This is a genomic window from Bacteroidota bacterium, assembly GCA_016720935.1.
In the GTDB taxonomy this organism is placed as follows: Bacteria; Bacteroidota; Bacteroidia; order AKYH767-A; family 2013-40CM-41-45; genus JADKJP01.
Genome location: JADKJP010000006.1, coordinates 380,063 through 405,394, shown reverse-complemented (window position 1 = coordinate 405,394; position 25,332 = coordinate 380,063). Strand labels below are relative to the sequence as shown.

Here is a 25,332-nt window from a genome sequence, read left to right as displayed (position 1 = left end):
CTTGTGGTGTACCTTTGCTTTTTCTATATCCAAGTAATAAATCAACCAAAAAAATAACCTATGAGAAAACGTTTTACCTCCAAGGCAATCTCCTTCCTGATGATTGTCGCGGGATTGTTTTCGGGACCATCTGTATTCGCGCAAGCTGATGCCGGTGCCATTTCAATCCCGACACCTACCAGCCCGATTTGCCCCGGCTCTCAAAATGTCAGAGCCGTCATCCAGAATTATGGTTCCGATACCATTTTTTCGGTCACTGTTGGCTGGAAAGTGAATGGCAGTGCCCAGGCATCTGTTACTTACTCTGACACACTTTTGAGCGCTGCCATTGACACTGTAGACCTTGGATCATTTACTTTCCTTTCCGGAAATACCTATGATTTGCAGGCTTACACTGCTGATCCTAACGGAGCTGCTGATGCTGACGCAAGCAATGACTCTACACTGAATGGAGGATTGAGTGTTCAACTCAGTGGAACCTACACCATTGGAGGAACCAGTCCTGATTTCGCAAACTTTGCAGATGCAGTCACTGCTCTTAATTCGTTCGGTGTTTGCGGTCCGGTGGTCTTCAATATCCGCGATGGTATTGACACTACTCAGGCGGTCATCGACGAAGTGTATGGCGCCAGCGACATTAACACCATTGTATTCCAGTCCGAATCCGGTGATAGTTCCGCTGTCACCCTGGTTTATCCTTCCCAACCTGCATTTACAACTACCAATTACCTGATCCGTTTAAACGGGGCTGATTATATCACCTTCCGTCAATTGACTATGAGCAGAAGTGGAATTCAGCCCTACGGCCGTGTTATTGAATTCATCAATACTGCAACAAACAATACCATCAGCAATTGTGTTCTCGAAGGTCCTGCAAATACACAAACCAATAGTTTGTCGGCTATTGTATATTCAACCACAAGTTCCCCTACCAATGATTCACTGAATACTTTCACGTATAACGTAATCAAAAATGGTTCACTTGGAATTTACATGAACGGAATCAATACCGTTTCCCTCGAGCATGGATTGAATATCAGTAACAACTCATTTGTGAATCAATATTCAAAAGGTATCCAGATGAGCAATCAGGGTGTTTTGCATATTGAAGCAAACACTTTCTTATCCTCCACTGCTTATCTTGGTTACTCGGCGATATACCTTGATCGTTGCCAACGCAATCAGTTGATCACTAAAAACAGGATTTCAGGCGTACCGGGTACAGGTATTTACATGATTGACTGTACTGGTCTGGCAGGAGTTCATGGTATCGTATCCAACAACTTTATCCAGGTTTCTGATTCCGCTTGTATTTCCATCATTAACATGGATTACAATGATATCGTGAATAACAGCTTAAACATGACTGGAACAAATTCTGTTTCTACTGCTTTATCTGTGCACGGTGCCGGTACAGGAATGATCGTAAAAAATAATATTCTTGCAAATACAGGTGGTGGTTTCGCCTATGTGATTGCGGACTCTGCTTCCTTCATGATTACTGCTTCCGATTACAACAACCTTTATACTACTGGTAGTAATGTCGGATCATTCAATGGAGCATCTAAAGCATTGTTGTCAAACTGGATCGCAGCATTTTCCAAAGACACACACTCATTGAGTGTGAATCCAAATTTCCTTTCTCCAAGCGATCTGCACTCCTCCTCTGTCGCAATGGATAATCATGGAACTCCACTTGCATCCGTTACAGATGATATCGATGGCGAAGCCCGCAATGGCACAACACCGGATATCGGCGCTGATGAATACATTGGAATCGGACACGACTTGCTGGTTGCTTCAATTCTTTCACCGGTTGACGGTGCTTGTGGTGCGGATAGCGTTCAGGTTACCGTGATCATTAACAACATTGGAGACAATTCTGAAACACATTTCGATATTGTTACTGAAGTCACCGGAGCTGCTACAACCAGCTTTACTCAGCAGTATACAGATACTATTCAGTCAGGCGCAAACGATACCCTCACCTATACATTTACATTAAATACAACTGCAGGTGGTGTTTACAACTTCAAATCCTACACTTCATTGAGTACTGACGACATTCATTCAAATGACACTCTCAATGTTTCCATTGTACAGTTGGCAATTCCTGCAGCACCGGTTGCGACAGGTGATAGTATTTGCGCCGGTGGAACCGCAAGTCTTTCTGCAGTATCTTCTGATACTCTTCAGTGGTATGATGCCGCAACGGGCGGAACTTTGCTTGGAACCGGAAATCCATTTATCACTCCTGTTTTGAACAGCACAACAACTTACTATGTTTCTGCAAAAGGAAATTGCGAAGGATCAAGATCAGCTGCTGTTGCAACAGTTCTTCCTGTTCCTGTAGTGAGTCTTGGAAATGACACAGCAGTTGTTTTGGGCGACTCCTACACATTCGATGCGGGAAGTGGTTTTAGCTCTTATTTATGGACTCCGGGAAACACCACAACACAAACATTCACATCCGATACTGCCGGTTGTTTTACAGTCACAGTAACCAATACTTTCGGTTGCTCAGCTTCGGATGAAGTTTGTCTTTCAATCATCCAGCCTTTTGATGTTGGCGTTTCTGCGATCATCACTCCAAATGACGGTGATTGCGAGAATGCAACCGCACAGGTAGAGATTGAAGTGACAAATTATGGATCAAATCCTGCAAGCGTCATTCCGGTAACAGTTGAATTGAGCGGCATGATCACCAACACTTTCACGGATACAATCCAATCTGCAATTCCTGTTGGTGGTTCTGTTACTATCGTTCTTGGTACTATAAACACTCTCGGTGGTGGAACATTGAATATCAGTGCATACACAGGTTACAGCGCCGACCTCGACAACAATAATGATACAATAAACGCTTCCGATGATATCATCATCGTACCCAACCCGCCATCCGGTTTGGGCGGACAGCGTTGCGGTCCCGGACCAATTGTTATCAGCGCGGTTGGCAGCGATACTATCTATTGGTTTGATGCAGCAAGTGGAGGAAATCTTCTGTTTGTTGGAAATACATTCAGCATTCCATTCCTTTCTGTGACCACTACTTACTATGCTCAAACAGGAAACGTTTGTACAGGTCAGACACGTACTCCGGTAGTAGCAGCTATTGCTGACCTTCCGATCGTAGATCTTGGTCCGGATGTAGTTGCGTCTGATTCCACTACACTTGATGCCGGCGCAGGTTTTGTATTGTATGCATGGGGTCCCAACGGACAAACCACACAAACAATTACTGTTACAGCAAACGGTGTGTATTTCGTTACTGTTCAGGATGCGAATGGCTGTTTTAATTCCGATACTATTAACGTGACTATCAATGTTGGAATTAACCCGGTATCCGCGGTTGATCACGTGAGTATCTTCCCGAATCCTGTTCACAACAAAGTTTCTGTTGAACTTTCAGCTTCTCGTTCAACGAATGTAAACCTGGAATTCATGGATGCACAAGGACGTATCCTGAAGACCGACATGCTTCGCAATGTGAACGGAATTCAACAACGCAGCTATGATTTAACACATTTCGCGAAAGGTGTTTATTTCATGCGTTTGAGTTCTGAATCCGGAACAAGCATGCACCGATTTATTGTTGATTAATATTACTGGATTGATTTGAAAAATCCCGCTGCTTCGGTAGCGGGATTTTTTTTTATAACTTTGATACACCCCTAAATCAACCCCATGAAAAAAAGTTTACTCCTCGCACTATTACTATTTACTATTACTTGCTCCGCACAATGGTCCGGTGCAAGAATGGACACTTTGACACACAATGTTGAACGTGATGAAATTTCCCGACAGTCATTTGCAATCGACGCGGGGAATAACATTCATTTGATTTCTGTCCGGGAAAGCGTTTCAGGATGGATGATTTTGTATTTCAAACATCCCGCAAATGGTTCCTGGTCAGTTGAAGACACTGCCAGCATCGGCCCAAGCGCGGAACCAACCCTTGCTGTTTCCGGTCAGGACGGAATTCCTTACATCGCCTGCTCAGAAGATTCCATTAATGAAATCATTCTCTATCACAAAACCGGAACCAGCTGGACACGTGAACAGGTGACCAACAACCTCACAAATGATTTCAGTCCATCAATAGCATTAGACGAGGTCGGATTCGTTCACCTGGCCTGGATCCTGGAAGATCCTGCCGGGACCTACAAAATTAATTACGCGAACAACAGGAATGGAACCTGGAATATTCAAACACTGGTGAATAGTCAGCTGGGACCATTCGGTAGTGGCGCCGCTCCCCAAATCGCAATCCAACCGGGTGGTGTAGCACACATTGTCTATCGTGGAGGAAATTTTGGTTCTTATCGAATTCACCATGCGTACAACGACAGTCTTGGAGGCTCAAATTGGAATTTTGATTTTCCAAGCTCTCCAAATGCAGAGGACCTTTCTTCGAGTATGGTGGTTACTCCGGATTCTACGGTACATCTGCTTGTTTCCGGTAACGATGGCTTTGGATTTCCTGTGCATGCTTATTACCTGGAAAAAGCACCGGGCGCAATCGCCTTTGGCAATGCTATGGATGTCGCAAATGGTTTCAGTGCCGAAGTAGGAAGCTTATTCATTTCAAACAATAACGCGTCTTGTGTTTTAAATGAAGTAAGCGGAAATTTTTATACCGGTAATCTGATCTATTCTGATGAGAATTCAGGATGGAATGCCGGCACATTGTTAAGCACTCAGGATATTTATAACGGGCAATTGATCATTGATCAAAATGGAAAGGGATTTGTTGCAGCATATCAGGGCAATACTTTTCAGACAGAAGAGATTGTTGTTTATGGCCCGGACAATACGACTTCGATCGTCAATGTCAATCATTCTCAGGATAAAATTTTTGGATTTATCAGAGGAGAATCATTGTATTTGAATAGTTCAAAAGCCTTTTCAGGTAACATAAGCATGTATGATGTAGCAGGAAGAATCATACTAAGTCTACCTCTGAACTTAATCCCGGGAGAGATTGAAAAAATAGTATTGTCCGGTTGTTCAAATGGAATCTACATTATCAAAGGTGTGTCTGAAGAATATAATTTTACACTCAAAGTAAATTACACGCATTGAAATTTATACTAATGATATACAAAAGAAAAGGCCGGAATGTCCGGCCTTTTCTTTTGTATATCATTAGTGTTATTTCAAATAGACGATTCACCAAGCAAGATGACCGGATTCTCCAGCAATCCTTTGAACGTTCGTAAAAATTCAGACCCGGCGACACCATCCACCACTCTATGGTCACAGCTCAATGTTACCTTCATCACATTTCCGGGAACAACTTGTCCGTTTTTAACAACAGGTTTTTGCTGAATACCTCCCACCGCAAGAATACATGCATCCGGTGGATTAATAATGGCAGTAAATTCATCAATACCAAACATACCCAGGTTAGAAATTGTAAAAGTATTTCCTTCCCAATCTGAGGGTTGGAGTTTCTTATCCTTCGCTTTTTGCGCGTATGTTTTCACTTCAGCATTGATCTGACGAAGTGTTTTTGAATCAGCAAATTTAACTACCGGAACGAGAAGACCTTCTTCAACAGAAACAGCAACACCAATATGAATGTGATGATTCGTACGGATCTTATCCCCCAACCAGGAAGAATTCACTTTCGGATGCTGACGCAATGCGGATGCCGCGGCTTTTATCACCAAATCGTTGAACGATATCTTTGACCCGGTTACAGCATTGATGGATTCCCTTGCGGAGATAGCGCTGTCCATATCGAGCTCCATGGTCAGATAAAAATGTGGAGCACTGAATTTACTTTCACTCAAACGTTTCGCGATGGTTTTACGCATTTGAGAAACCGGAATCTCATCAAAACTTTCAGTTGTCACCGCTGCGGCAGGAACATAACTTCCGGAAGACGCTGAAATCATTCCAGGCTTGAACCAGTCGATATCACGTTTTACAATTCTTCCCTTTTCTCCACTGCCCATCACTTGTGTGATGTCGATGCCTTTTTCATTTGCAAGTTTCTTGGCCAGAGGAGATGCCTTCATTCTGCCATCCGTGTTCACAACAGGAGCAGGCGCAGGTGCAGGCTTAGGTTTCTCCGCTACGACAGGCGCAACCACAGGTGCAGGTGCTGCTTTGGGTGCTGGAGTTGAAGCAGCAGGTTCCGCAGGCTTTGCTGCAGGTTTACTTTGCTCAGCGCTGAGAAGCGCTTTGAAATCTTCACCGGCTTTTCCAAGAATGGCCAGAATGCCATCTACAGGAGCTGATTTGCCTTCCTCAACACCACGATATAGCAAAACACCTTCCTGGTAAGATTCAAATTCCATTGTGGCTTTGTCGGTTTCAATCTCAGCGACCAACTCACCACTTTTAATATTATCTCCAACTTTCTTATGCCATTTCGCGACAACACCTTCGGTCATTGTATCGCTCATTTTTGGCATCCTGACAATTTCAGCCATTCTTCTGTTTTTTTTTAAATTTAAAATTTAAATAATTGCTGATGATCTTGATTTCTATTCTAGAATATACGGATAATCCGATTGTACATAAACATCCTGGAACAATTCACTTGGATCCGGATAAGGAGATTCTTCAGAAAATTTTACAGAGTCTTCAACAATATCTTTTACTCTGTTTTGAATAGCTTCCAACTCCTGAGCTGTTGCATATTTCTTTTCCAAAATAGTTTTCAAAACCATTTCAACAGGATCTTTCGCTTTGTAAGCTTCCACTTCTTCCTTGGTACGATACTTCGCGGGATCACTCATGGAATGTCCTTTGTAACGATAGGTATTCATTTCAAGTAAATATGGTCCTTTTCCTGATCGAACATGTTCAGCAGCTTTTTCAACCGCTTCATGCACTGCTTCCACACTCATCCCGTCTACCGGTTCGGATGGCATATCATAGGATAATCCGAGTTTATAAAGGTCCGTAACATTACTGGTGCGTTCCACAGATGTTCCCATTGCATAGTTGTTATTTTCAATAATAAAAATAACAGGAATCTGCCAGGTCATGGCCATGTTGAATGTTTCGTGCAATGCACCCTGACGAGTGGCACCATCGCCCATGTAACAAAGCGTTACACTTTTTGTTCCGAGGTATTTTTCAGCAAATGCAATACCTGCACCAAGTGGAATTTGTCCGCCAACAATCCCATGTCCGCCGAAAAATCTGTTCTTACTATCAAACATATGCATCGAGCCGCCTTTGCCTTTGGAACAACCTGTAGCTTTACCATATAATTCCGCCATGACTGCCCGTGCTGACGTGCCTTTCCCTAAAGCATGAGCATGATCACGATAAGCAGTAATCATGTTGTCTTCGGGTTTCAAAACAGTCATTGCACCGGCTACCAGTGCTTCTTGTCCGATATACAAATGACAAAACCCTTTAATTTTTTGCATACCATACAACTGCCCTGCACGTTCCTCAAATTTTCGCATGAGCAACATGTCTTCGTACCATTTCAGATAATGCTGTTTTGTAAATTTTGTTTTGGCCATATACAATCTTTAAAGTTGACAAAGATAGCCTTTCTGTTCAAAGATATTGGGTCTGATGGGAGGGACTAAAGAGCCCTGAAGCGAATCAACGTAAAATCCTTTTTATCAACATATTATAGAGCTGAATTTTTCAAAATTCCCCTTGAAATGTGCCCCAAAGGAGCCAAATAAATACCTATCTTCGCATGCTTTCAAATCTAAGGAATGAGAAAAATTCAAATGGTTGACCTGATCGGTCAATATCAGAAAATACAGCCGGAAATCGACAAAGCAGTTTTAGATGTCATCCATTCCGCTGCTTTTATCAATGGCCCTGAAGTGAAATCTTTCCAGGCAGAACTCGAAAAATATCTCGGTGTAAAACATGTGATCCCTTGTGCAAATGGCACAGATGCGCTGCAAATCGCGATGATGGCACTGGATTTCCAACCCGGTGATGAAGTCATCACTGCTGATTTTACCTACGTAGCGACTGCAGAAGTAATTGCTTTGTTGAAATTAAAACCGGTGTTGGTAGACGTGAATCCTGAAACATTCACCATCGATCCAAAAGCAATTGAAGCCGCGATCACACCTAAAACAAAAGCGATTGTTCCGGTGCATTTATTCGGTCAGTGTGCCGATATGGATGCAATCATGGACATAGCCACCCGTCACAAATTATTTGTACTCGAAGATACCGCGCAGGCAATTGGCGCCAATTACAGACTGAAATCCGGTGAGGTTAAAAAAGCAGGGACGATCGGTACTGTTGGATGTACTTCCTTTTTTCCATCAAAAAATCTGGGATGCTATGGCGATGGTGGTGCCTTGTACACAAACGACGATATTCTCGCGAAAAAAATCCGCATGATGGCCAATCATGGTCAAAGCGTACAGTATTATCATGATGAGATTGGCGTGAATTCACGACTGGACAGCATTCAGGCTGCTATCCTCAGAATTAAATTACGTCACCTTGATGAATATGCTGCCGCGAGACAAAAGGTCGCGGACTATTATGACAAAGCATTCGCGAATCATCCAAAAATTGTAACACCAGTCAGATTCGCCTCTTCTGAACATGTGTTCCATCAATATACTCTCGTACTTAAAGGAGCCGACAGAAACAAGCTCCGTGAATTTCTCGCGGAACTGGAAATCCCATCAATGATTTATTATCCTGTTCCTTTGCATCTCCAAAAAGCATATCGTGACCCACGTTACAAGGAAGGAAGTTTTCCTGTTACAGAATGGCTTTGCGCCAATGTAATCTCCCTGCCAATTCATACAGAACTATCGGAAGAAGTGCTGCGATTAATCACTTCCAAAGTGCTTGAATTCCTGAAGTAAAGCGAATTCAATAGTTCGAGAATATTTTCATGCACCAAAATTATCATAAATGAAAATTGCTGTAGTAGGTACCGGTTATGTAGGGCTAGTAACCGGAACTTGTTTTGCGGAAACAGGTAATCATGTTCTCTGTGTGGATATTGACGCCAAAAAAGTGGAACGTCTTAAGAATGGCGAAATTCCAATATACGAACCTCACCTGGATGTGCTTTTTGAACGCAACATCAAGCAAGGCCGATTGTTGTTCACAACAGATCTTGCGAAAGGTATCGAGGAAGCGCAAATCATCTTTCTCGCTTTGCCAACTCCTCCGGGAGAAGATGGCTCCGCGGATTTAAAATATGTATTGCAGGTTGCCGGACAACTGGGTCACCTGATCAAGGATTATAAAATCATTGTCAACAAAAGTACCGTTCCGGTTGGTACGGCAGAACGGGTCAGACAAGTGGTTGCAGAAAACTGCAAAACAGAATTTGATGTCATTTCAAATCCGGAATTTTTACGGGAAGGATTTGCTGTGGATGATTTCATGAAACCCGACAGAGTTGTAATCGGCACCCATTCTGAACGTGCTAAAAAAATCATGAACGAATTGTATGCACCATTCGTCAGACAAGGGAATCCTATCTATTTCATGGATGAAAGGAGCGCTGAATTGACCAAGTATGCGGCCAATGCGTTTCTGGCAACAAAAATTTCTTTCATGAATGAGATTGCCAACCTCTGCGAAAGAGCCGGCGCGAATGTAGATGCAGTAAGAATCGGAATCGGATCGGACGACAGAATCGGAAAGCGTTTTCTCTTCGCCGGAATTGGATATGGCGGCAGTTGTTTTCCGAAAGACGTAGCTGCACTAGCAAAAACTTCCAAAGATTTTAATTACGATTTCAAGATTCTGGAATCGGTAATGAAAGTGAATGCCGCCCAGAAAGTGACAATCGTTGAAAAAATGAAAAAGCATTTTGGAAATGATCTGAAAGGAAAGAAAATCGCTTTTTGGGGGCTTGCGTTTAAACCTGACACAGACGATATCCGTGAAGCTCCTGCAGTTGAAATCATCAACACCCTTCTCAAAGAAGGAAGCCAGATCAGCGCGTATGATCCTGAAGCGATGAACAATGTTAAAGCACTGCTCGACAATAAAATCTATTTTGGAAATGATGAATACGATATTCTGAAAGATGCGGATGCATTGATCATTGCTACGGAATGGTCTGTTTTCAGAACTCCTGAATTCGACAGGATCGCCTCTCTGATGAAGAGTAAACTCATCTTTGATGGAAGAAATTTGTATGACCTCAACCAAATGAAAGAACTTGGTTTCACATACTACAGCGTAGGCAGAAGTAAAGTGAATTAATCCGGACGTCTTCGGATTTCCGTTTATAAGGAATGAAAATATGAAACGTATTCTTATTACCGGCGCTGCCGGCTTTCTCGGGTCACACTTATGCGATCGTTTTATCAGTGAAGGATACAATGTCATCGGCATGGATAACCTGATTACCGGTGATCTCAAAAACATCGAACATCTTTTTAGCAAAAAGGAATTTGAATTTTATCACCACGATGTTTCAAAATTTGTCTTCGTCCCTGGTGAACTCGACTACATTCTGCATTTTGCTTCTCCGGCCAGCCCGATAGATTATCTGAAAATTCCTATCCAGACTTTGAAAGTCGGATCACTCGGAACACATAACCTGCTTGGGCTTGCGCGCGCTAAAAAAGCGAGAATACTCGTGGCTTCTACTTCCGAAGTATACGGAGATCCTCTTGTTCATCCACAAAATGAAGATTACTGGGGACATGTAAATCCGATCGGACCGAGAGGTGTTTATGATGAAGCAAAACGCTTCCAGGAAGCAATTACAATGGCCTACCACAACATCCACCAGGTAGAAACAAGGATCGTGAGAATTTTTAATACCTATGGACCAAGAATGCGACTGAATGACGGAAGAGTATTACCTGCATTCATCGGACAGGCACTCCGCGGAGAAGATCTGAGTGTCTTCGGGAATGGAAACCAGACACGCTCATTCTGTTATGTGGACGATCTGATCGAAGGGATTTATCGCCTGCTCCTGAGTGACTATCATTTACCTGTGAACATTGGAAACCCCGACGAAATAACCATTAAAGAATTCGCGGAAGAAATCATCAAACTTACGGGTACAAAACAAAAAATAGCATTTCACCCGCTGCCTACAGACGATCCGAAACAACGTCAGCCCGATATCACCCGCGCAAAAGCCATTCTTAAATGGGAGCCTAAAATTAACCGTGCGGAAGGATTGAAAAGAACCTATGAATATTTTAAAAACCTTTCTCCCGAAGAGCTGTATAATACAGCACATCGATTTAATTAAAGCTGGTTGTAGCTGTTCAACTAATTAACAGCCAGTATATTAGATGGCAGAGGAAAGCAATTCGTATCTTTGTTCGACCTAAAAAAAGAAGTTCAAATGGAAAAGGAATATTTTGTACACGATTCTGCCATCATCGATGACGGTGCTCAGATCGGAAAGGGGACGAAAATCTGGCATTTTTCGCATATCATGTCAGGCTGTTCTATTGGCGAAAATTGTAATATCGGGCAAAATGTTGTGATCTCACCGGATGTTGTGCTGGGTAAAAACGTAAAAGTTCAGAACAACGTTTCCATCTTCACAGGTGTCATCTGTGATGATGATGTTTTCCTCGGACCATCTATGGTGTTTACAAATGTGAACAATCCCCGGAGTGCAATTGTCCGTAAAAATCAATATCTGCGTACACATGTTGGCAAAGGTGCTACCATTGGAGCGAACGCGACTATTGTTTGCGGGCACAATATTGGCGAATATGCATTCATTGGCGCCGGCGCTGTAGTTACAAAAAATGTCCCTGCTTACGCCCTGGTTGTAGGAAACCCTGCAAAGCATTTGGGTTGGATGAGCGAATATGGACACCGTCTGAAATTTGACGCGAACAATGTCGCAATCTGCCCGGAAAGCAAACAAGAATACAAACTGGAAGGAAATAAAGTCCGCCGCATTAAGTAAATCTTATGATGGAAGAAAAAAGAAAAATAAAATTCGCGGTTGTTGGTAGTGGTCACATAGGAAAAAGGCATGCTGAAATGATCCGGCGCAATTCGGAAGCGGAACTTGTTGCGATGTGTGATATTAAACCTAAAGCTGATTTGGGTCTGAACGATCTCGAAGTTCCGTTTTTCAATTCCATCGAAGAATTATTTCAGGCCGGGTTGGAATTCGATGTAGTGAATGTGTGCTCTCCAAATGGCTTGCACGCCGAACACACACTGGTTGCTCTCGACCACAAAAAACATGTCGTTATCGAAAAGCCGATGGGACTTACCGTTGCCGATTGCGAAAAAGTAATCTTCAAGGCACTACAAGTATCACGACAGGCTTTCTGCGTGATGCAAAACCGGTACTCTCCCCCTTCTGTCTGGATCAAGGATGTCGTGGAAAGAAATCTTCTTGGAAATATTTACATGGTCCAGTTGAATTGCTACTGGAACCGTGATGAAAGATATTACAACGGAAAAAACTGGAAAGGAAGCGCGGATCTCGACGGCGGAACTTTGTTTACACAATTCTCGCACTTCATTGATATTATGTACTGGTTGTTCGGAGATATCACCAACATTCAGGGACAATTCAATGATTTTAATCACGAAAAATTAACTGCCTTTGAAGATTCCGGATTCGTTAACTTCAGTTTTGTTAACGGAGGAATGGGTTCCATTAATTATTCTACAAGTGTCTGGGATAAAAATCTTGAAAGCAGTATTACCATCATCGGGGAAAAAGGCAGCATTAAAATCGGCGGGCAATACATGAATGAAGTAGAATATTGCCACATTCAGAATTATACAATGCCGGTACTGCCACCCGCTAACCCTGCAAACGATTACGGCCACTACAAGGGCTCGGCGGCCAATCATCACTTCATCATCGAAAATGTAATCGATACATTAAAGGGCCGGACAATTGCAACAACAAACGCGCTGGAAGGATTAAAAGTGGTGGATATCATCGAACGTATTTACGCCCTCCGGAAATTAAAAAAATTAAAAAGTTAAATTATTCTGAAGAAAAGCACTATGCAGCAGGAGTTGATTGATAAAAAGAAAAAACTTGCGGTGTTGGGACTCGGGTACGTAGGACTTCCGATCGCACTTGAATTCGCGAAAAAAATTAAAGTCATTGGCTTCGACATTAATGAGGAGCGGCTTCAGAAAATGAAGGAAGGAGAAGATCCCAGTGGAGAACTTGATACTGCTTCTTTCTTTGGCTGTGATATCGAATTCACTTCTTCCGTTGACAAACTGAAAGAAGCCAATTTTTTTATTGTTACCGTCCCTACTCCTATCGACGAGCACAATCTTCCGGATTTGAAACCTATTCTCGGTGCAACCAAATTTATCGGAAAGGCACTGAAAAAAGGGGATTATGTTGTGTACGAATCAACTGTCTATCCCGGATGTACTGAAGAAGATTGCATTCCAATTCTGGAAGAACTCTCAGGTTTAAAATTTAAGACTGATTTTAAAGTCGGCTATTCACCGGAACGAATCAATCCCGGAGATAAAGAACATACCATTTCTAAAATCCTGAAAGTAGTTTCCGGATGTGATGCTGAATCTCTCGAAGAGATCGCGAAGACCTACGAAATCATTGTTAAGGCTGGTGTATACAAAGCAAGTTCCATCAAAGTAGCAGAAGCTGCTAAGATTATTGAAAATACACAGCGTGATGTAAACATCGCGCTCATGAATGAATTGTCGATTATCTTCAATAAGATGGGCATCAATACGTATGATGTCCTTGAAGCCGCTGGTACAAAATGGAATTTTATCAAGTTCCAACCCGGTCTTGTTGGTGGACACTGCATTGGCGTAGATCCTTACTATCTCACATATAAAGCACAGGAATTGGGTTATCATGCACAAGTGATCAACAGCGGGAGATATGTGAATGACAGTATGGGCTTTTATGTTTCAAAACAGACCGTAAAGAAAATTATCGCGGCAGGAAAGGACGTTTCTAAATCCAAGGTACTGGTGATGGGCGCTACTTTCAAAGAGAACGTGGAAGATATCCGGAACTCAAAAGTCGCTGATGTTGTAAAGGAACTCAGTTCCTATGGTGTTACTGTAGAGGTGACTGACCCAAAAGCGAATTCCGCTGAACTTAAACACGAATACGGTTTTGAATTAGTAAAAGAAACCGGAACTGATTATGATGCAGTGATCATCGCTGTGAATCATGCAGAATATAAAAACCTTGACGAAGCCTGGTTCAAAAAAATCCTGAGCAAGGATGGATTGATTGTCGATATCAAAGGTGTCTACAAAGGTAAAATCAAAGACATTGCTTACTGGAGCCTCTAAATCATGAACGTACTCGTAACCGGCGGAACCGGATACATTGGTTCCCACACAGTCGTAGAGTTACTGAACAAAGGATATAATCCCATCCTGATAGATAATCTCAGCAATTCAAGAGAGGATGTAATTCAATCCATTGAAGAAATTACAGGCAAGAGAGTTGACTTTTTCAATATTGATCTTTGCCGAAAAAAAACACTGGAAAAATTCTTTTCTGTCTACAAGATTGACGCGACGATTCATTTCGCTGCATACAAAGCTGTAGGAGAATCCGTAGGCGATCCATTAAAATATTATCGAAACAACCTGCTTTCACTCATTAACCTGCTGGAAATTTACCAGGAGAAAAAACTCGACAATTTTGTTTTCTCATCCTCCTGTTCAGTCTATGGTCAAGCGGAAATTCAGCCTGTAACAGAAAATACAACTCTGCAAAAAGCTGAGTCTCCCTATGGAAACACCAAACAAATTGGCGAAGAGATCCTTTCAGATGTATTGAAAGCAAATAACTTTCACGCCATTGCGTTGCGATATTTTAACCCTGCAGGTGCGCATGAAAGTGGACTGATCGGCGAATATCCTCTTCAACCACCGAACAACCTGGTACCGGTGATCACGCAAACAGCAATCGGCAAAAGAGAATCAATGACCGTTTTTGGCCACGACTATACTACACCTGACGGAACATGTATTCGCGACTATGTTCATGTAGTAGATATCGCGAGAGCCCACGTAGCAGCTATTGACTATCTCGCGCAGAAGAAATACAAACAACCACTCACAATCATTAATCTCGGCTCTGGAAAAGGTCATTCCGTTTTAGAGGCCATTCAGACCTTTGAAAAAGCATCCGGAAAAAAATTAAACTATTTACTCGGACCAAGAAGAGCGGGAGATGTTGAGAAAGTTTGGGCAGATATATCTTTTGCCACAAAAGAATTGGGCTGGGTACCGGAAAATACTCTAGAATCGATCATGAAATCAGCCTGGAATTGGGAATTACATCTCTCCGAAAATGTACCATCTCATCCCTGATTTTTAACTTAAACCATGACAGTCAATAATAAAACCATTCTTATTACCGGCGGAGCAGGATTTATCGGATCCCATGTGGTGAGATTGTTCGTCACAAAATATCCTGAATACAGAATCATTAATCTGGATAAGCTGACTTATGCCGGTAACCTTGAAAACCTCAAAGACATTGAGCATCTCCCGAATTATGAATTCATCAAAGGAGATATTGTTGACGGAGAGTTCATTCATCAGCTTTTTGATCAAATCAGGATTGACGCGGTCATACACCTTGCAGCTGAATCACATGTCGACAGAAGTATCTCCAATCCAATGGAATTCGTGATGACGAATGTAATTGGCACAGTCAATCTTTTAAATGCGGCAAAAAAACATTGGATCACGAATAGTGAAAAGAATAATGCGCCCGGAAATAATTTATTCTACCATGTTTCTACGGATGAAGTTTACGGAACTTTGGGAGAGACCGGATTATTTACCGAAGAAACTCCTTATGATCCGCATAGCCCCTACTCTGCTTCCAAAGCGAGTTCAGACCACATGGTCAGATCTTATTTTGATACTTATGGACTTCCTTCCGTCATTTCCAATTGTTCCAATAATTACGGATCCTTCCAGTTTCCAGAAAAATTAATTCCACTTGCAATAAATAATATCCGGAATATGCGTTCCGTTCCGGTTTATGGAAAAGGTGAAAATATACGCGACTGGTTATTCGTTGAAGATCATGCAACAGCAATTGATGTTATTTTCCATAAAGCAAAAACCGGTTCCACTTATAATATCGGTGGCCATAACGAATGGAAAAATATTGACCTCATTCATGCTCTTTGCAAAATCATGGATAAGAAATTAAACCGACAAGAAGGAACTTCCGCGAAACTAATCACCTTCGTGAAAGACAGGGCCGGGCATGATCTGCGTTATGCTATTGATGCATCCAAAATAAAACGCGAACTCGGCTGGGCACCATCATTACAGTTTGAAGAAGGTCTTGAAAAAACTGTTGACTGGTATCTTTCGAATGAAGACTGGCTGAAACGACTGACTTCAGGCGAATACCTGCATTATTACGAAAATCAGTATACACATCGTTGAACCTTTTGATTTGTACTTCTAACCATTCCATTACCGAAAATGTACGAAACCCCTTTTCATTCACAGGATCTGAGTAAATTCTCCTTTTTGGTTACAGGTGGTTCCGGCTTTATTGGTTCCAATCTGGTAACTTATCTTTTAAAATACAATGCCGGAAAAGTCAGAGTGCTCGACAACCTCCTGACCAGTTCCATTGAAAATATTAAACCCTTTCTGGGCTTACCAAATTTTGAATTTATCGAAGGAGATATCAGGGATACCGCGACATGTGAAAAAGCCTGCAAGGGCATTGATCTTGTTTCACACCAGGCAGCTCTGGGTTCAGTTCCACGTTCTGTAAAGGATCCTCAGGCAACACATTCCATCAACTCAACAGGTTTTCTCAACATGCTTGTTGCAGCGCGTGATGCCGGTGTGAAACGTTTTGTATATGCCAGCTCATCTTCTGTGTATGGTGATCATCCCGTACTACCTAAAAAGGAAAACGAGACCGGAAATCCATTGTCACCTTACGCGGTAAGTAAAAAGACAAACGAATTGTACGCGAAAGTTTTTGCGACTACTTACAACATGGAAATCGCGGGGCTCAGGTATTTCAATGTCTTCGGGCCCAATCAGAGCCCTGAAGGTCCATATGCTGCTGTGATTCCTCTGTTCATGCAAGCCGTACTCGATCACAAATCACCTTTTATTGATGGTGACGGTGAACAAACCCGCGATTTTACTTTTGTGGAAAATGCTGTTCAGGCAAATATTTGCGCGATGCTCAGCACCAACAAAAATGCGATGAATCAGGTTTACAATGTCGCTGTTGGAGAAAAAGCATCTGTAAATGAATTGTTCAGTCTGATCGCAAAGCTCACCAACTCCGATCTGAAACCAACCTATCGTGAAACCAGAGCGGGTGATATTCGTGATTCACTGGCGGATATTTCAAAAGCAAAAGAATTGATTGGATACAATCCTACAGTTCGTATTGGAGAAGGATTGAAGATTACTTTTGACTGGTTCAGGACATCAGGAATAAACTCCAAAGGATAATGGGACTTTTCGGAAACCTGTTTTCAGGAAAACCTAAGGAACCGGATTTCCCACTCCTTCCCGACTATTCAGGAATCATTACGGATATCCATTCTCATCTTATTCCCGGCATCGATGATGGTGTAAAGACTCTCGAAGAATCACTTGCGATGATTCGCGGATTCTCGGCGCTTGGTTTTAAAAAGCTGGTCACTACCCCACACATCATGAGTGATTTTTACAGGAACACCCCTGATATAATTCTAGGTGGTCTTGATACGGTTCGTGAAGCGATTCTTGCGGAAGGGATTCCTATCACGATTGATGCCGCTGCTGAATATTATCTCGATGAAGTGCTGATGAAAAAAATTCAGACGGAAAAACTCCTCACCATTGGGAACAAATATGTCTTGTTTGAAATTTCCTATGTGAATCCACCCGATAATTTATACAATGTAATTTTTGAATTGAACATCAAGGGATACAAACCCATCCTTGCTCATCCTGAACGTTATCCTTTTTATTATTCAAAGTTTGAAGAGTATTATAAACTAAAAGAATCCGGCGCTCTTTTTCAATTGAACACAAATTCATTGGTAGGATATTACGGACTCGGAGCAAAAAAAATAGCTGAACGAATGATCGATGAACACATGATCGATTTTATTGGTAGCGACTTACACGGTGAGAGACATTTGGATGCATTGCAAAAAACAGTGAAAGAAAAATATCTTGCAAAGCTGGTTTCTCAGGGTGTCATGAATTCAGCAATCTGATTTCGCCAGATCTTTTCAATTCCGGGAAAAAACTCTGTTTTAAATACTGCTTACTTCCACAGAATTAAGTGAGGCGATAAAATCATCAAACAAATACACGCTATCATGAGGTCCCGGTGCGGATTCAGGATGATACTGTACGCTAAAGGCAACAGCGTCTTTTACCCTGATTCCTTCAATCGTTCCATCGTTTAAATTCACGTGTGTGATCTGTACACGATCGGAGTTTTTGACATCTTCAGCTTTAATCGCGAAGCCGTGATTTTGAGAAGTGATTTCACATCTTCCTGTAATCAGGTTTTTCACCGGATGATTTATTCCTCTGTGACCATTAAACATTTTATAGGTACTTATACCGCAGGCTTCCGCTAATAGCTGATGTCCCAAACAAATACCAAAAACCGGAATATGATCACTCAGAATATTTTTGATTGTCTGTACCGCTTCAGGCATTACGGAAGGATCACCAGGTCCATTGGATAATAAAATGCCATCAGGATTCCAGGCTTTGATCTCTTCAAATTGAGTATTGAAAGGAAATACCCTGAGATAACAATCCCGATTGATGAGATTGCGTAGGATATTTTTCTTTACTCCGAAATCGATTACCGCTACTTTCTTTCGGGCGGATGGGTTTCCAAGGAAATAAGCTTTCTCTGTACTTACTTTTGATGACAACTCCAGCCCTTCCATGGAAGGAACTTTATCCAACAGTTTTTTCAGTTCTGCGATGTCTGAAATTTCAGAAGACACAATGCAATTCATGGCACCCTTGTTACGGATATGTCTTACCACAGCCCGGGTATCGATGTCATCAATCGCTACTTTATTTTGCTGAATGAAGTAATCCTGGATTGAAGATGCCGCACTCTTTCTGGAATATTGCACATTGAAAGACCTGCAAACCAGACCGGCAATCTTGATATTTTCGCTCTCAATTTCATCCGAATGAATTCCATAATTTCCGATGTGAACATGAGTTGCCACAAGGATTTGCCCGAAATAGGACGGATCAGTAAAAATTTCCTGGTAGCCTGTCATTCCGGTATTAAAACAAATTTCCCCGGAAGTGGTGCCGATAGCTCCTGCAGCTTTCCCGTGGAAAACGGTACCATCTGCTAATAAAAGTATTGCTGGTTTCTTTTCAGTGTATTTCATGGATGCCGGAAATCAAAGGTACGGTTTTCATTTTTTTCGTCTTCCACTGTTTAAAACTTTGGGGTTTTCAACAACCCAGAGGCCAAAAAAAAAGGATAAAACGTTCGTTTTATCCTTTTTTGATATGTTCATAAGGAACATTATTCTCCTTTTTCTTTATCGTCAGACTTCTTTTTACGGGCAGCAGGCTTTTTCGGAGCAGCTTCACCTTTTTCAGCTTTAGCAGTTGTTTTCTTTTCTGCTTTCGCTTTTGGCTCAGCGGCAGTTTCTTCGCCCTCTGCAGCTTTCTTCTTACCACCACGACGGGTAGTCTTAGCAGCTTTCTTAGCCGGAGCTTCTTTACCTGCAGATCCACCACCCATGAGCGTATTGAAGTCAACAAGTTCCATCATACACACTTCAGCGTTATCGCCCGGACGATTGCCCATTTTAATGATCCGTGTATATCCACCCGGACGATCCCCTACTCTTGGGCCAACTTCGCGGAACAATTCAACAACCGCTTCTTTGTTTTGCAGGTAGCTGAACACCATACGACGGGAATGCGTACTGTCATCCTTTGAACGTGTGATGATAGGCTCTACATATTTCCGCAGTGCTTTTGCTTTGGCAAGTGTAGTATTGATACGCTTGTGCAAAATCAGGGATGAAGCCATGTTGGATAGAAGAGCCTGGCGATGGCTGTATGTTCTTCCGAGGTGATTAATTTTCTTACCGTGTCTCATTTGATTAATTCGCTTGTACCGGACCTTCTGTCTTTATCTTTCTATACAGATCGCCGGGGTTTTATTGAATCCTTCTAATTATTTTTTATCGAGGTATTTCGACACATTCATTCCGAATGTCAGGTTTTTCGAACGTACCAACTCTTCAAGTTCAGTCAGGGATTTCTTACCGAAGTTACGGAACTTCAACAGGTCAGCCTTGTTGTAAGAAACCAGGTCACCAAGTGTTTCCACATCCGCAGCTTTGAGACAGTTCAACGCGCGAACGGAAAGATCCATATCCACGAGTTTAGTGTTCAGCAACTGACGCATGTGAAGTGTATTTTCATCCAGTTCTTCAGTCGGAGTTTTCTCTTTGGTTTCAAGAGTGATCTTCTCATCAGAGAACAGCATGAAATGGTGGATCAGGATTTCAGCAGCTTCCTTCAAAGCTTCTTTTGGATGAATCGATCCGTCACTGGAAATTTCCATTACCAGTTTCTCATAGTCAGTCTTCTGTTCCACACGGTAATTCTCAACAGAATATTTCACGTTGCGAATGGGTGTGAAAATAGAATCAACAGCGATGGTGCCGATTGGCGCGCTATTCGATTTGTTCTCTTCAGAAGGAACATATCCGCGACCTTTATCAATATGGATATCGAGTGATAATTTCACAGAAGGCTCCATGTTGCAAATTACCATATCAGGATTTAACACCTGGAATGCTGTAGTAAATTTGCTGATATCACCTGCAGTAAATTGTGTTTTACCACTAACGTTAACTGTTACTTTTTCAGAATCAGTACCCTGGATCTGCTGTTTGAAACGAACTTGTTTCAGGTTCAGAATGATCTCAGTTACATCTTCTGCAACACCTTTGATTGTGGAAAATTCGTGATCCACACTTGCAATCTTTACAGAAGTAATCGCGTGTCCTTCCAAAGAAGAAAGCAGAATTCTGCGAAGGGCATTCCCGATTGTGATTCCGTATCCAGGCTCAAGGGGACGGAACTCAAAGACTCCATGTTTGTCGTCTGAGCTGATCATGATCACTTTGTCCGGACGCTGAAATGCTAGGATGGCCATTGTATCGTTTGTTGTTTAAGGGTTATATTTAATGCTATAGTGTGTGTTGAAACAGAGGACACACTCACCTCTTCAAATGCACTCAGGGATTACTTAGAGTACAATTCGACAATCAGTTGTTCCTTGATATTCTCAGGAATCTGATCACGTGCAGGAAGGTTCAGTATCTTTCCTGTGAGGGAAGATTTGTCCCATTCCAACCATGCGTGTTTGTTAGAGTGACCTGTAACAGCGCCGGTAATTACTTCCAGAGCTTTTGAACGTTCACGAACACCAATCACATCACCTGCTTTGCAAGTGTAGGACGAGATGTTCACTACTTTTCCATTTACTGTGATGTGACGGTGACCAACGAGCTGGCGGGCAGCCATACGTGTCGGAGCAATTCCAAGACGGTAAACGATATTGTCGAGACGAGCTTCAATCAACTGAAGCAGGTTTTCACCGGTGATACCGGTACGACGGGATGCGCGGTCGAAAATCTTGGCGAACTGACGCTCAAGAATACCGTACATGTATTTCACTTTTTGCTTTTCCTGAAGCTGAATGGAATATTCAGACTGCTTCGCGCGTTTCTTGGTCTGGCCATGCTGTCCCGGAGGATAAGTCTTACGTTCGAACGACTTGTCGGGTCCGAAAATAGGCTCACGGAACTTTCGTGCAATTTTTGTAGAAGGGCCAATATATCTTGCCATGGGTAATGTATTTCTTTAGAATGAATAGAATGAATGCAGGTAGGATTAAACTCTGCGTTTGCCCGGAGGACGACATCCATTGTGTGGAATCGGAGTAAGATCGATGATTTCAGAAACCTCGATACCGCTTTGGTGAAGGGTACGGATAGCAGATTCACGACCGGCGCCAGGTCCTTTTACAAACACTTTTACTTTGCGAAGACCCATATCATGAGCCACTTTCGCGCAGTCACCAGCTGCCAACTGAGCGGCATATGGAGTGTTTTTCTTCGAACCTTTGAATCCCATTTTTCCTGCAGATGCCCAGGAAATTACTTGTCCTGCATCGTTAGTCAGTGAAATGATGATGTTGTTAAAGGTCGCATTGATGAAGGCTTTACCTTGTGCGTCAACCTTAACCACTTTTTTCTTAGCGGCCTTAGTTCCTCCTTTACCAGAAGCTTGTTGTTGCGTTGCCATGATGATCAATTACATTTTGGTTGCCTTCTTCTTGTTGGCAACAGTTTTACGTTTACCTTTTCGTGTACGAGTGTTCGTCTTCGTGCGCTGTCCGCGTACAGGAAGTCCATTCCGGTGACGCATTCCACGGTAACAATTGATGTCAACCAGGCGCTTGATGTTCAACTGAACCTCCGAACGAAGAGATCCTTCTACACGTAGTTCGTTAATGATGCTACGGATTTTATTCAGCTGATCGTCGTTCCACTCTTCAACCTTGGTGTCGAAATCAACACCAGACTCAGTGAGAATACGCGCAGCAGTCGACGGTCCGATACCGAAGATGTAGGTCAGTCCGATGACGCCTCTTTTGTGTTTAGGTAGGTCAATACCAGCAATACGAGCCATTTATGATGCTTATTTATGCGTTAGCTTTTTTTCAATTAATTCAGAATTAACCCTGACGTTGTTTAAAACGAGGATTCTTTTTGTTGATGACATAGAGACGTCCTTTTCTGCGGACAATTTTGCAGTCAACACTTCTTTTTTTGATAGCGGGTTTTACTTTCATAACCGGTGCCAGTTTTAGGTTTTAGCTTGACGTTTGCTTTTTGACAATTCGTCAAACGCCAAACCCGTAACTTATTTATATCTGTATGTTATTCTTCCTTTTGTTAAATCGTATGGTGACATTTCAACTTTTACTTTGTCGCCGGGTAGAATCTTAATGTAATTCATCCGCATTTTACCGGAGATATGGGCAATGATCTCGTGACCATTTTCCAATTCAACACGGAACATCGCATTTGACAATGCTTCTGTGATTACTCCGTCCTGTTCTATATTCGCCTGTTTAGACACGTCTTGAATTCACTATTATTTAATTGTTTCCTTTTGTAATTCTTCAATGAACTTGAACGAACTCAGAATATCCGGAGCGCCTTTCCGGATCGCTACTGTGTGTTCGAAGTGAGTGGAAGGTTTGTTATCAGCTGTTCGAATCGTCCATCCATCTCTCTCATGAACCACTGCCTTTCCTCCCATGTTGATCATCGGTTCAATCGCTATCACCAATCCTTCCCGGAGTACCAGTCCTGAACCACGTTTGCCGTAATTCGGAACTTCCGGCTTCTCATGAAGATGTCTTCCGATACCATGACCAACCAATTCCCTGACTACCGAATAGCCGGATGTTTCAGCATGCTCTTGAATGGCATGACTCACATCCCCCAATCGATTTCCGGCCACCGCTTTTTCGATGCCTTTGTACAAACTTTCTTTCGTGATACGAAGGAGTTGCACTGTTTCATCATCTACCTCACCGATGGCGAAAGTATACGCGGAATCACCGTAAAAACCATTCTTCAGAACTCCACAATCTACAGAACAGATGTCTCCGTCCTGCAACTCGCTTTTGTTCGGGATCCCGTGCACAACCTGCGAGTTAACTGAAATACACAATGAATTTGGAAATCCATTGTAATTCAGAAATGCAGGTACTGCACCATGATCTCGGATGAAGGTTTCAGCCAACCGGTCCAGTTCCAGTGTACTAATCCCGGGACGGATCGATTTGGCTACTTCAGCCAGGGTTTTCGCAACAAGTAAAGAACTCTCGCGGATTAACTCTATTTCTTCCTGTGTTTTGTAATACAACATCCGTTCAGGACTTTGGCGATTCAGTATGCTTGTTAATAGTTAATTCCGCAAATTCATTTAAAGCATCCTGAATCTTACTTACACAGCAGATGCGACCTGAGTGGCTCTTCCTTTAATTCTGCCACTCTTCATCAGTCCATCGTAATGACGCATCAACAAATGACTTTCTATCTGTTGCAACGTATCCAACACAACACCGACCATAATCAACAGGGAAGTTCCACCGTAGAAATGCGCGAAGTTGTTGTTAATATTCAGGAGTAACGCGAAGGTCGGAAGGATCGCAATCAATGCGAGGAAAATAGCTCCCGGCAAAGTAATCCTTGACATCACATCATCAATAAATTCAGCTGTACTACGTCCTGGCTTTACACCTGGAATAAATCCATTGTTCCGTTTCATATCATCCGCCATTTGATTCGGATTCACCGCGATCGCGGTATAGAAGTATGTGAACAAAATAATCAACGTAGCGAATACAAAGTTGTACCAGAAGGAAGTATAGTTTCCAAACGTGGTGAGAATTCCCTGTGAAGCATTGGATTCAGGAAAGAACTGAGCAATTGTTGCAGGGATGAACATGATTGCCTGAGCAAAGATGATTGGCATTACACCTGCAGCGTTTACTTTCAACGGAATGTACTGACGTACTCCACCGTACTGTTTATTTCCAACAATCTTTTTAGCGAAGTTGACAGGGATTCTTCGTGTTCCCTGAACAAGCAGAATCACGAATGCGATCACTGCAGCCAGTGCGACGAGTTCAATCAACAATACCACCAAACCTCCACCCTGGTTCATACGGCTCATCAATTCATCCTTGAAGGCTGCGGGGAGTCGGGCGATAATTCCAATCATGATGATGAGAGAAATACCATTACCAATTCCTTTGTCCGTGATTTTTTCACCGAGCCACATAACAAACAATGTTCCGGCTACGAGGATAACAATCGAAGTAAACCAAAACTGGAACGGAGAAACGATTTCAGGATTCGTTACTGAAATAATCGCGCTTGGAACCTGTGAACGAAGGTTAACAATATAACCTGGAGCCTGCAGCGCGGTGATGGCAACTGTCAGGAAACGGGTGATCTGATTGATACGCTTACGACCGCTTTCGCCTTCCTTCTGCAATTTTTGGAAGTAAGGAATCGCGATACTCATCAACTGAATCACGATGGATGCAGAGATGTAAGGCATGATTCCCAACGCAAAAATTGAGGAGTGAGAGAATGCTCCACCGGAGAACATATCCAACAGACCCAATACTCCACCGGCAGTCTGGTTTTGAAGATTCGCCAATTGTTGCGGATCAACACCAGGAAGCACAATGTGGGTACCGAGACGGTAAATCAAAAGAAAGAAGAGTGTATTGAGAATTCGAACTCTCAGGTCTTCAATCTTGAAGATGTTTCTAATTGTCTGGATCAGATTTTTCAT

At 42.5% G+C, this 25,332-nt stretch carries 24 protein-coding genes; 12 read left to right on the top strand and 12 right to left on the bottom strand.

From position 1 onward, the window contains the following. Positions 1-60 precede the first annotated feature (60 nt). Both IPP86_10090 and IPP86_10085 read left to right on the top strand, forming a co-directional pair. Positions 61-3,600, top strand: coding sequence for a T9SS type A sorting domain-containing protein (locus IPP86_10090; protein ID MBL0138866.1), 3,540 nt, complete (start codon positions 61-63; stop codon positions 3,598-3,600). Positions 3,601-3,684: 84 nt separating this feature from the next. Beyond that, positions 3,685-5,082 carry a hypothetical protein gene (locus IPP86_10085; protein ID MBL0138865.1) on the top strand — a complete coding sequence of 466 codons (1,398 nt, stop codon included), beginning with the start codon at positions 3,685-3,687 and terminating at the stop codon, positions 5,080-5,082. 74 nt (positions 5,083-5,156) lie between these two features. Here the strand turns inward: IPP86_10085 and IPP86_10080 are convergent, their stop codons facing one another. Together IPP86_10080 and pdhA are read right to left on the bottom strand one after the other, a co-directional pair. Then, a complete protein-coding gene (locus tag IPP86_10080) occupies positions 5,157-6,440 on the bottom strand; it encodes a pyruvate dehydrogenase complex dihydrolipoamide acetyltransferase (GenBank protein ID MBL0138864.1) in 1,284 nt (427 codons plus the stop codon). Between the two features lie 54 nt (positions 6,441-6,494). Then, positions 6,495-7,490, bottom strand: coding sequence for a pyruvate dehydrogenase (acetyl-transferring) E1 component subunit alpha (pdhA, locus tag IPP86_10075; protein ID MBL0138863.1), 996 nt, complete (start codon positions 7,488-7,490; stop codon positions 6,495-6,497). Positions 7,491-7,694: 204 nt separating this feature from the next. On the opposite strand from pdhA, the gene IPP86_10070 reads away from it, so the two are divergent. From IPP86_10070 to IPP86_10025, 10 genes are all read left to right on the top strand, one after another. Beyond that, entirely contained in the window at positions 7,695-8,822 is a 1,128-nt protein-coding gene (locus tag IPP86_10070) for a DegT/DnrJ/EryC1/StrS family aminotransferase (protein MBL0138862.1), read from the top strand. 49 nt (positions 8,823-8,871) lie between these two features. After that, positions 8,872-10,182 (top strand): UDP-glucose/GDP-mannose dehydrogenase family protein, encoded by a 1,311-nt coding sequence (locus tag IPP86_10065; GenBank protein ID MBL0138861.1) that lies wholly within the window; start codon positions 8,872-8,874, stop codon positions 10,180-10,182. 40 nt (positions 10,183-10,222) lie between these two features. After that, positions 10,223-11,191 (top strand): SDR family oxidoreductase, encoded by a 969-nt coding sequence (locus IPP86_10060; protein MBL0138860.1) that lies wholly within the window; start codon positions 10,223-10,225, stop codon positions 11,189-11,191. Between the two features lie 96 nt (positions 11,192-11,287). Next, positions 11,288-11,866: an N-acetyltransferase gene (locus IPP86_10055; GenBank protein ID MBL0138859.1), complete on the top strand. Its 579-nt coding sequence runs from the start codon at positions 11,288-11,290 to the stop codon at positions 11,864-11,866. Positions 11,867-11,871: 5 nt separating this feature from the next. After that, complete coding sequence (locus IPP86_10050) at positions 11,872-12,912, top strand: Gfo/Idh/MocA family oxidoreductase (protein MBL0138858.1); 1,041 nt, start codon at positions 11,872-11,874, stop codon at positions 12,910-12,912. 21 nt (positions 12,913-12,933) lie between these two features. Continuing rightward, positions 12,934-14,223, top strand: a complete 1,290-nt coding sequence (locus IPP86_10045; GenBank protein ID MBL0138857.1) for a nucleotide sugar dehydrogenase — start codon at positions 12,934-12,936, stop codon at positions 14,221-14,223. Between the two features lie 3 nt (positions 14,224-14,226). Continuing rightward, positions 14,227-15,255, top strand: a complete 1,029-nt coding sequence (gene galE, locus IPP86_10040) for a UDP-glucose 4-epimerase GalE (protein ID MBL0138856.1) — start codon at positions 14,227-14,229, stop codon at positions 15,253-15,255. 15 nt (positions 15,256-15,270) lie between these two features. Next, complete coding sequence (rfbB, locus tag IPP86_10035) at positions 15,271-16,353, top strand: dTDP-glucose 4,6-dehydratase (GenBank protein ID MBL0138855.1); 1,083 nt, start codon at positions 15,271-15,273, stop codon at positions 16,351-16,353. A gap of 39 nt (positions 16,354-16,392) precedes the next feature. Then, positions 16,393-17,394, top strand: coding sequence for an SDR family oxidoreductase (locus IPP86_10030; protein MBL0138854.1), 1,002 nt, complete (start codon positions 16,393-16,395; stop codon positions 17,392-17,394). 74 nt (positions 17,395-17,468) lie between these two features. Beyond that, the gene (locus IPP86_10025) at positions 17,469-18,149 is read left to right on the top strand and encodes a capsular biosynthesis protein (GenBank protein MBL0138853.1); all 681 of its coding nucleotides are present in this window, start codon (positions 17,469-17,471) and stop codon (positions 18,147-18,149) included. 39 nt (positions 18,150-18,188) lie between these two features. Here IPP86_10025 and carA read toward each other — a convergent pair whose 3' ends face one another. From carA to secY, 10 genes are all read right to left on the bottom strand, one after another. Then, positions 18,189-19,307: a glutamine-hydrolyzing carbamoyl-phosphate synthase small subunit gene (carA, locus tag IPP86_10020; GenBank protein MBL0138852.1), complete on the bottom strand. Its 1,119-nt coding sequence runs from the start codon at positions 19,305-19,307 to the stop codon at positions 18,189-18,191. Positions 19,308-19,447: 140 nt separating this feature from the next. Beyond that, positions 19,448-20,032: a 50S ribosomal protein L17 gene (gene rplQ / locus IPP86_10015; protein ID MBL0138851.1), complete on the bottom strand. Its 585-nt coding sequence runs from the start codon at positions 20,030-20,032 to the stop codon at positions 19,448-19,450. A 78-nt stretch (positions 20,033-20,110) separates the two neighbouring features. Next, complete coding sequence (locus IPP86_10010; GenBank protein ID MBL0138850.1) at positions 20,111-21,100, bottom strand: DNA-directed RNA polymerase subunit alpha; 990 nt, start codon at positions 21,098-21,100, stop codon at positions 20,111-20,113. Between the two features lie 89 nt (positions 21,101-21,189). Then, positions 21,190-21,795, bottom strand: a complete 606-nt coding sequence (gene rpsD / locus IPP86_10005) for a 30S ribosomal protein S4 (GenBank protein ID MBL0138849.1) — start codon at positions 21,793-21,795, stop codon at positions 21,190-21,192. Positions 21,796-21,840: 45 nt separating this feature from the next. After that, positions 21,841-22,254: a 30S ribosomal protein S11 gene (rpsK, locus tag IPP86_10000; GenBank protein MBL0138848.1), complete on the bottom strand. Its 414-nt coding sequence runs from the start codon at positions 22,252-22,254 to the stop codon at positions 21,841-21,843. A gap of 9 nt (positions 22,255-22,263) precedes the next feature. Beyond that, a complete protein-coding gene (rpsM, locus tag IPP86_09995; GenBank protein MBL0138847.1) occupies positions 22,264-22,641 on the bottom strand; it encodes a 30S ribosomal protein S13 in 378 nt (125 codons plus the stop codon). A gap of 46 nt (positions 22,642-22,687) precedes the next feature. Beyond that, positions 22,688-22,804 carry a 50S ribosomal protein L36 gene (gene rpmJ, locus IPP86_09990; GenBank protein ID MBL0138846.1) on the bottom strand — a complete coding sequence of 39 codons (117 nt, stop codon included), beginning with the start codon at positions 22,802-22,804 and terminating at the stop codon, positions 22,688-22,690. Between the two features lie 71 nt (positions 22,805-22,875). After that, a complete protein-coding gene (infA, locus tag IPP86_09985) occupies positions 22,876-23,094 on the bottom strand; it encodes a translation initiation factor IF-1 (GenBank protein MBL0138845.1) in 219 nt (72 codons plus the stop codon). A 15-nt stretch (positions 23,095-23,109) separates the two neighbouring features. Beyond that, the gene (gene map, locus IPP86_09980) at positions 23,110-23,892 is read right to left on the bottom strand and encodes a type I methionyl aminopeptidase (GenBank protein MBL0138844.1); all 783 of its coding nucleotides are present in this window, start codon (positions 23,890-23,892) and stop codon (positions 23,110-23,112) included. Positions 23,893-23,970: 78 nt separating this feature from the next. After that, positions 23,971-25,332 (bottom strand): preprotein translocase subunit SecY, encoded by a 1,362-nt coding sequence (gene secY / locus IPP86_09975; protein MBL0138843.1) that lies wholly within the window; start codon positions 25,330-25,332, stop codon positions 23,971-23,973.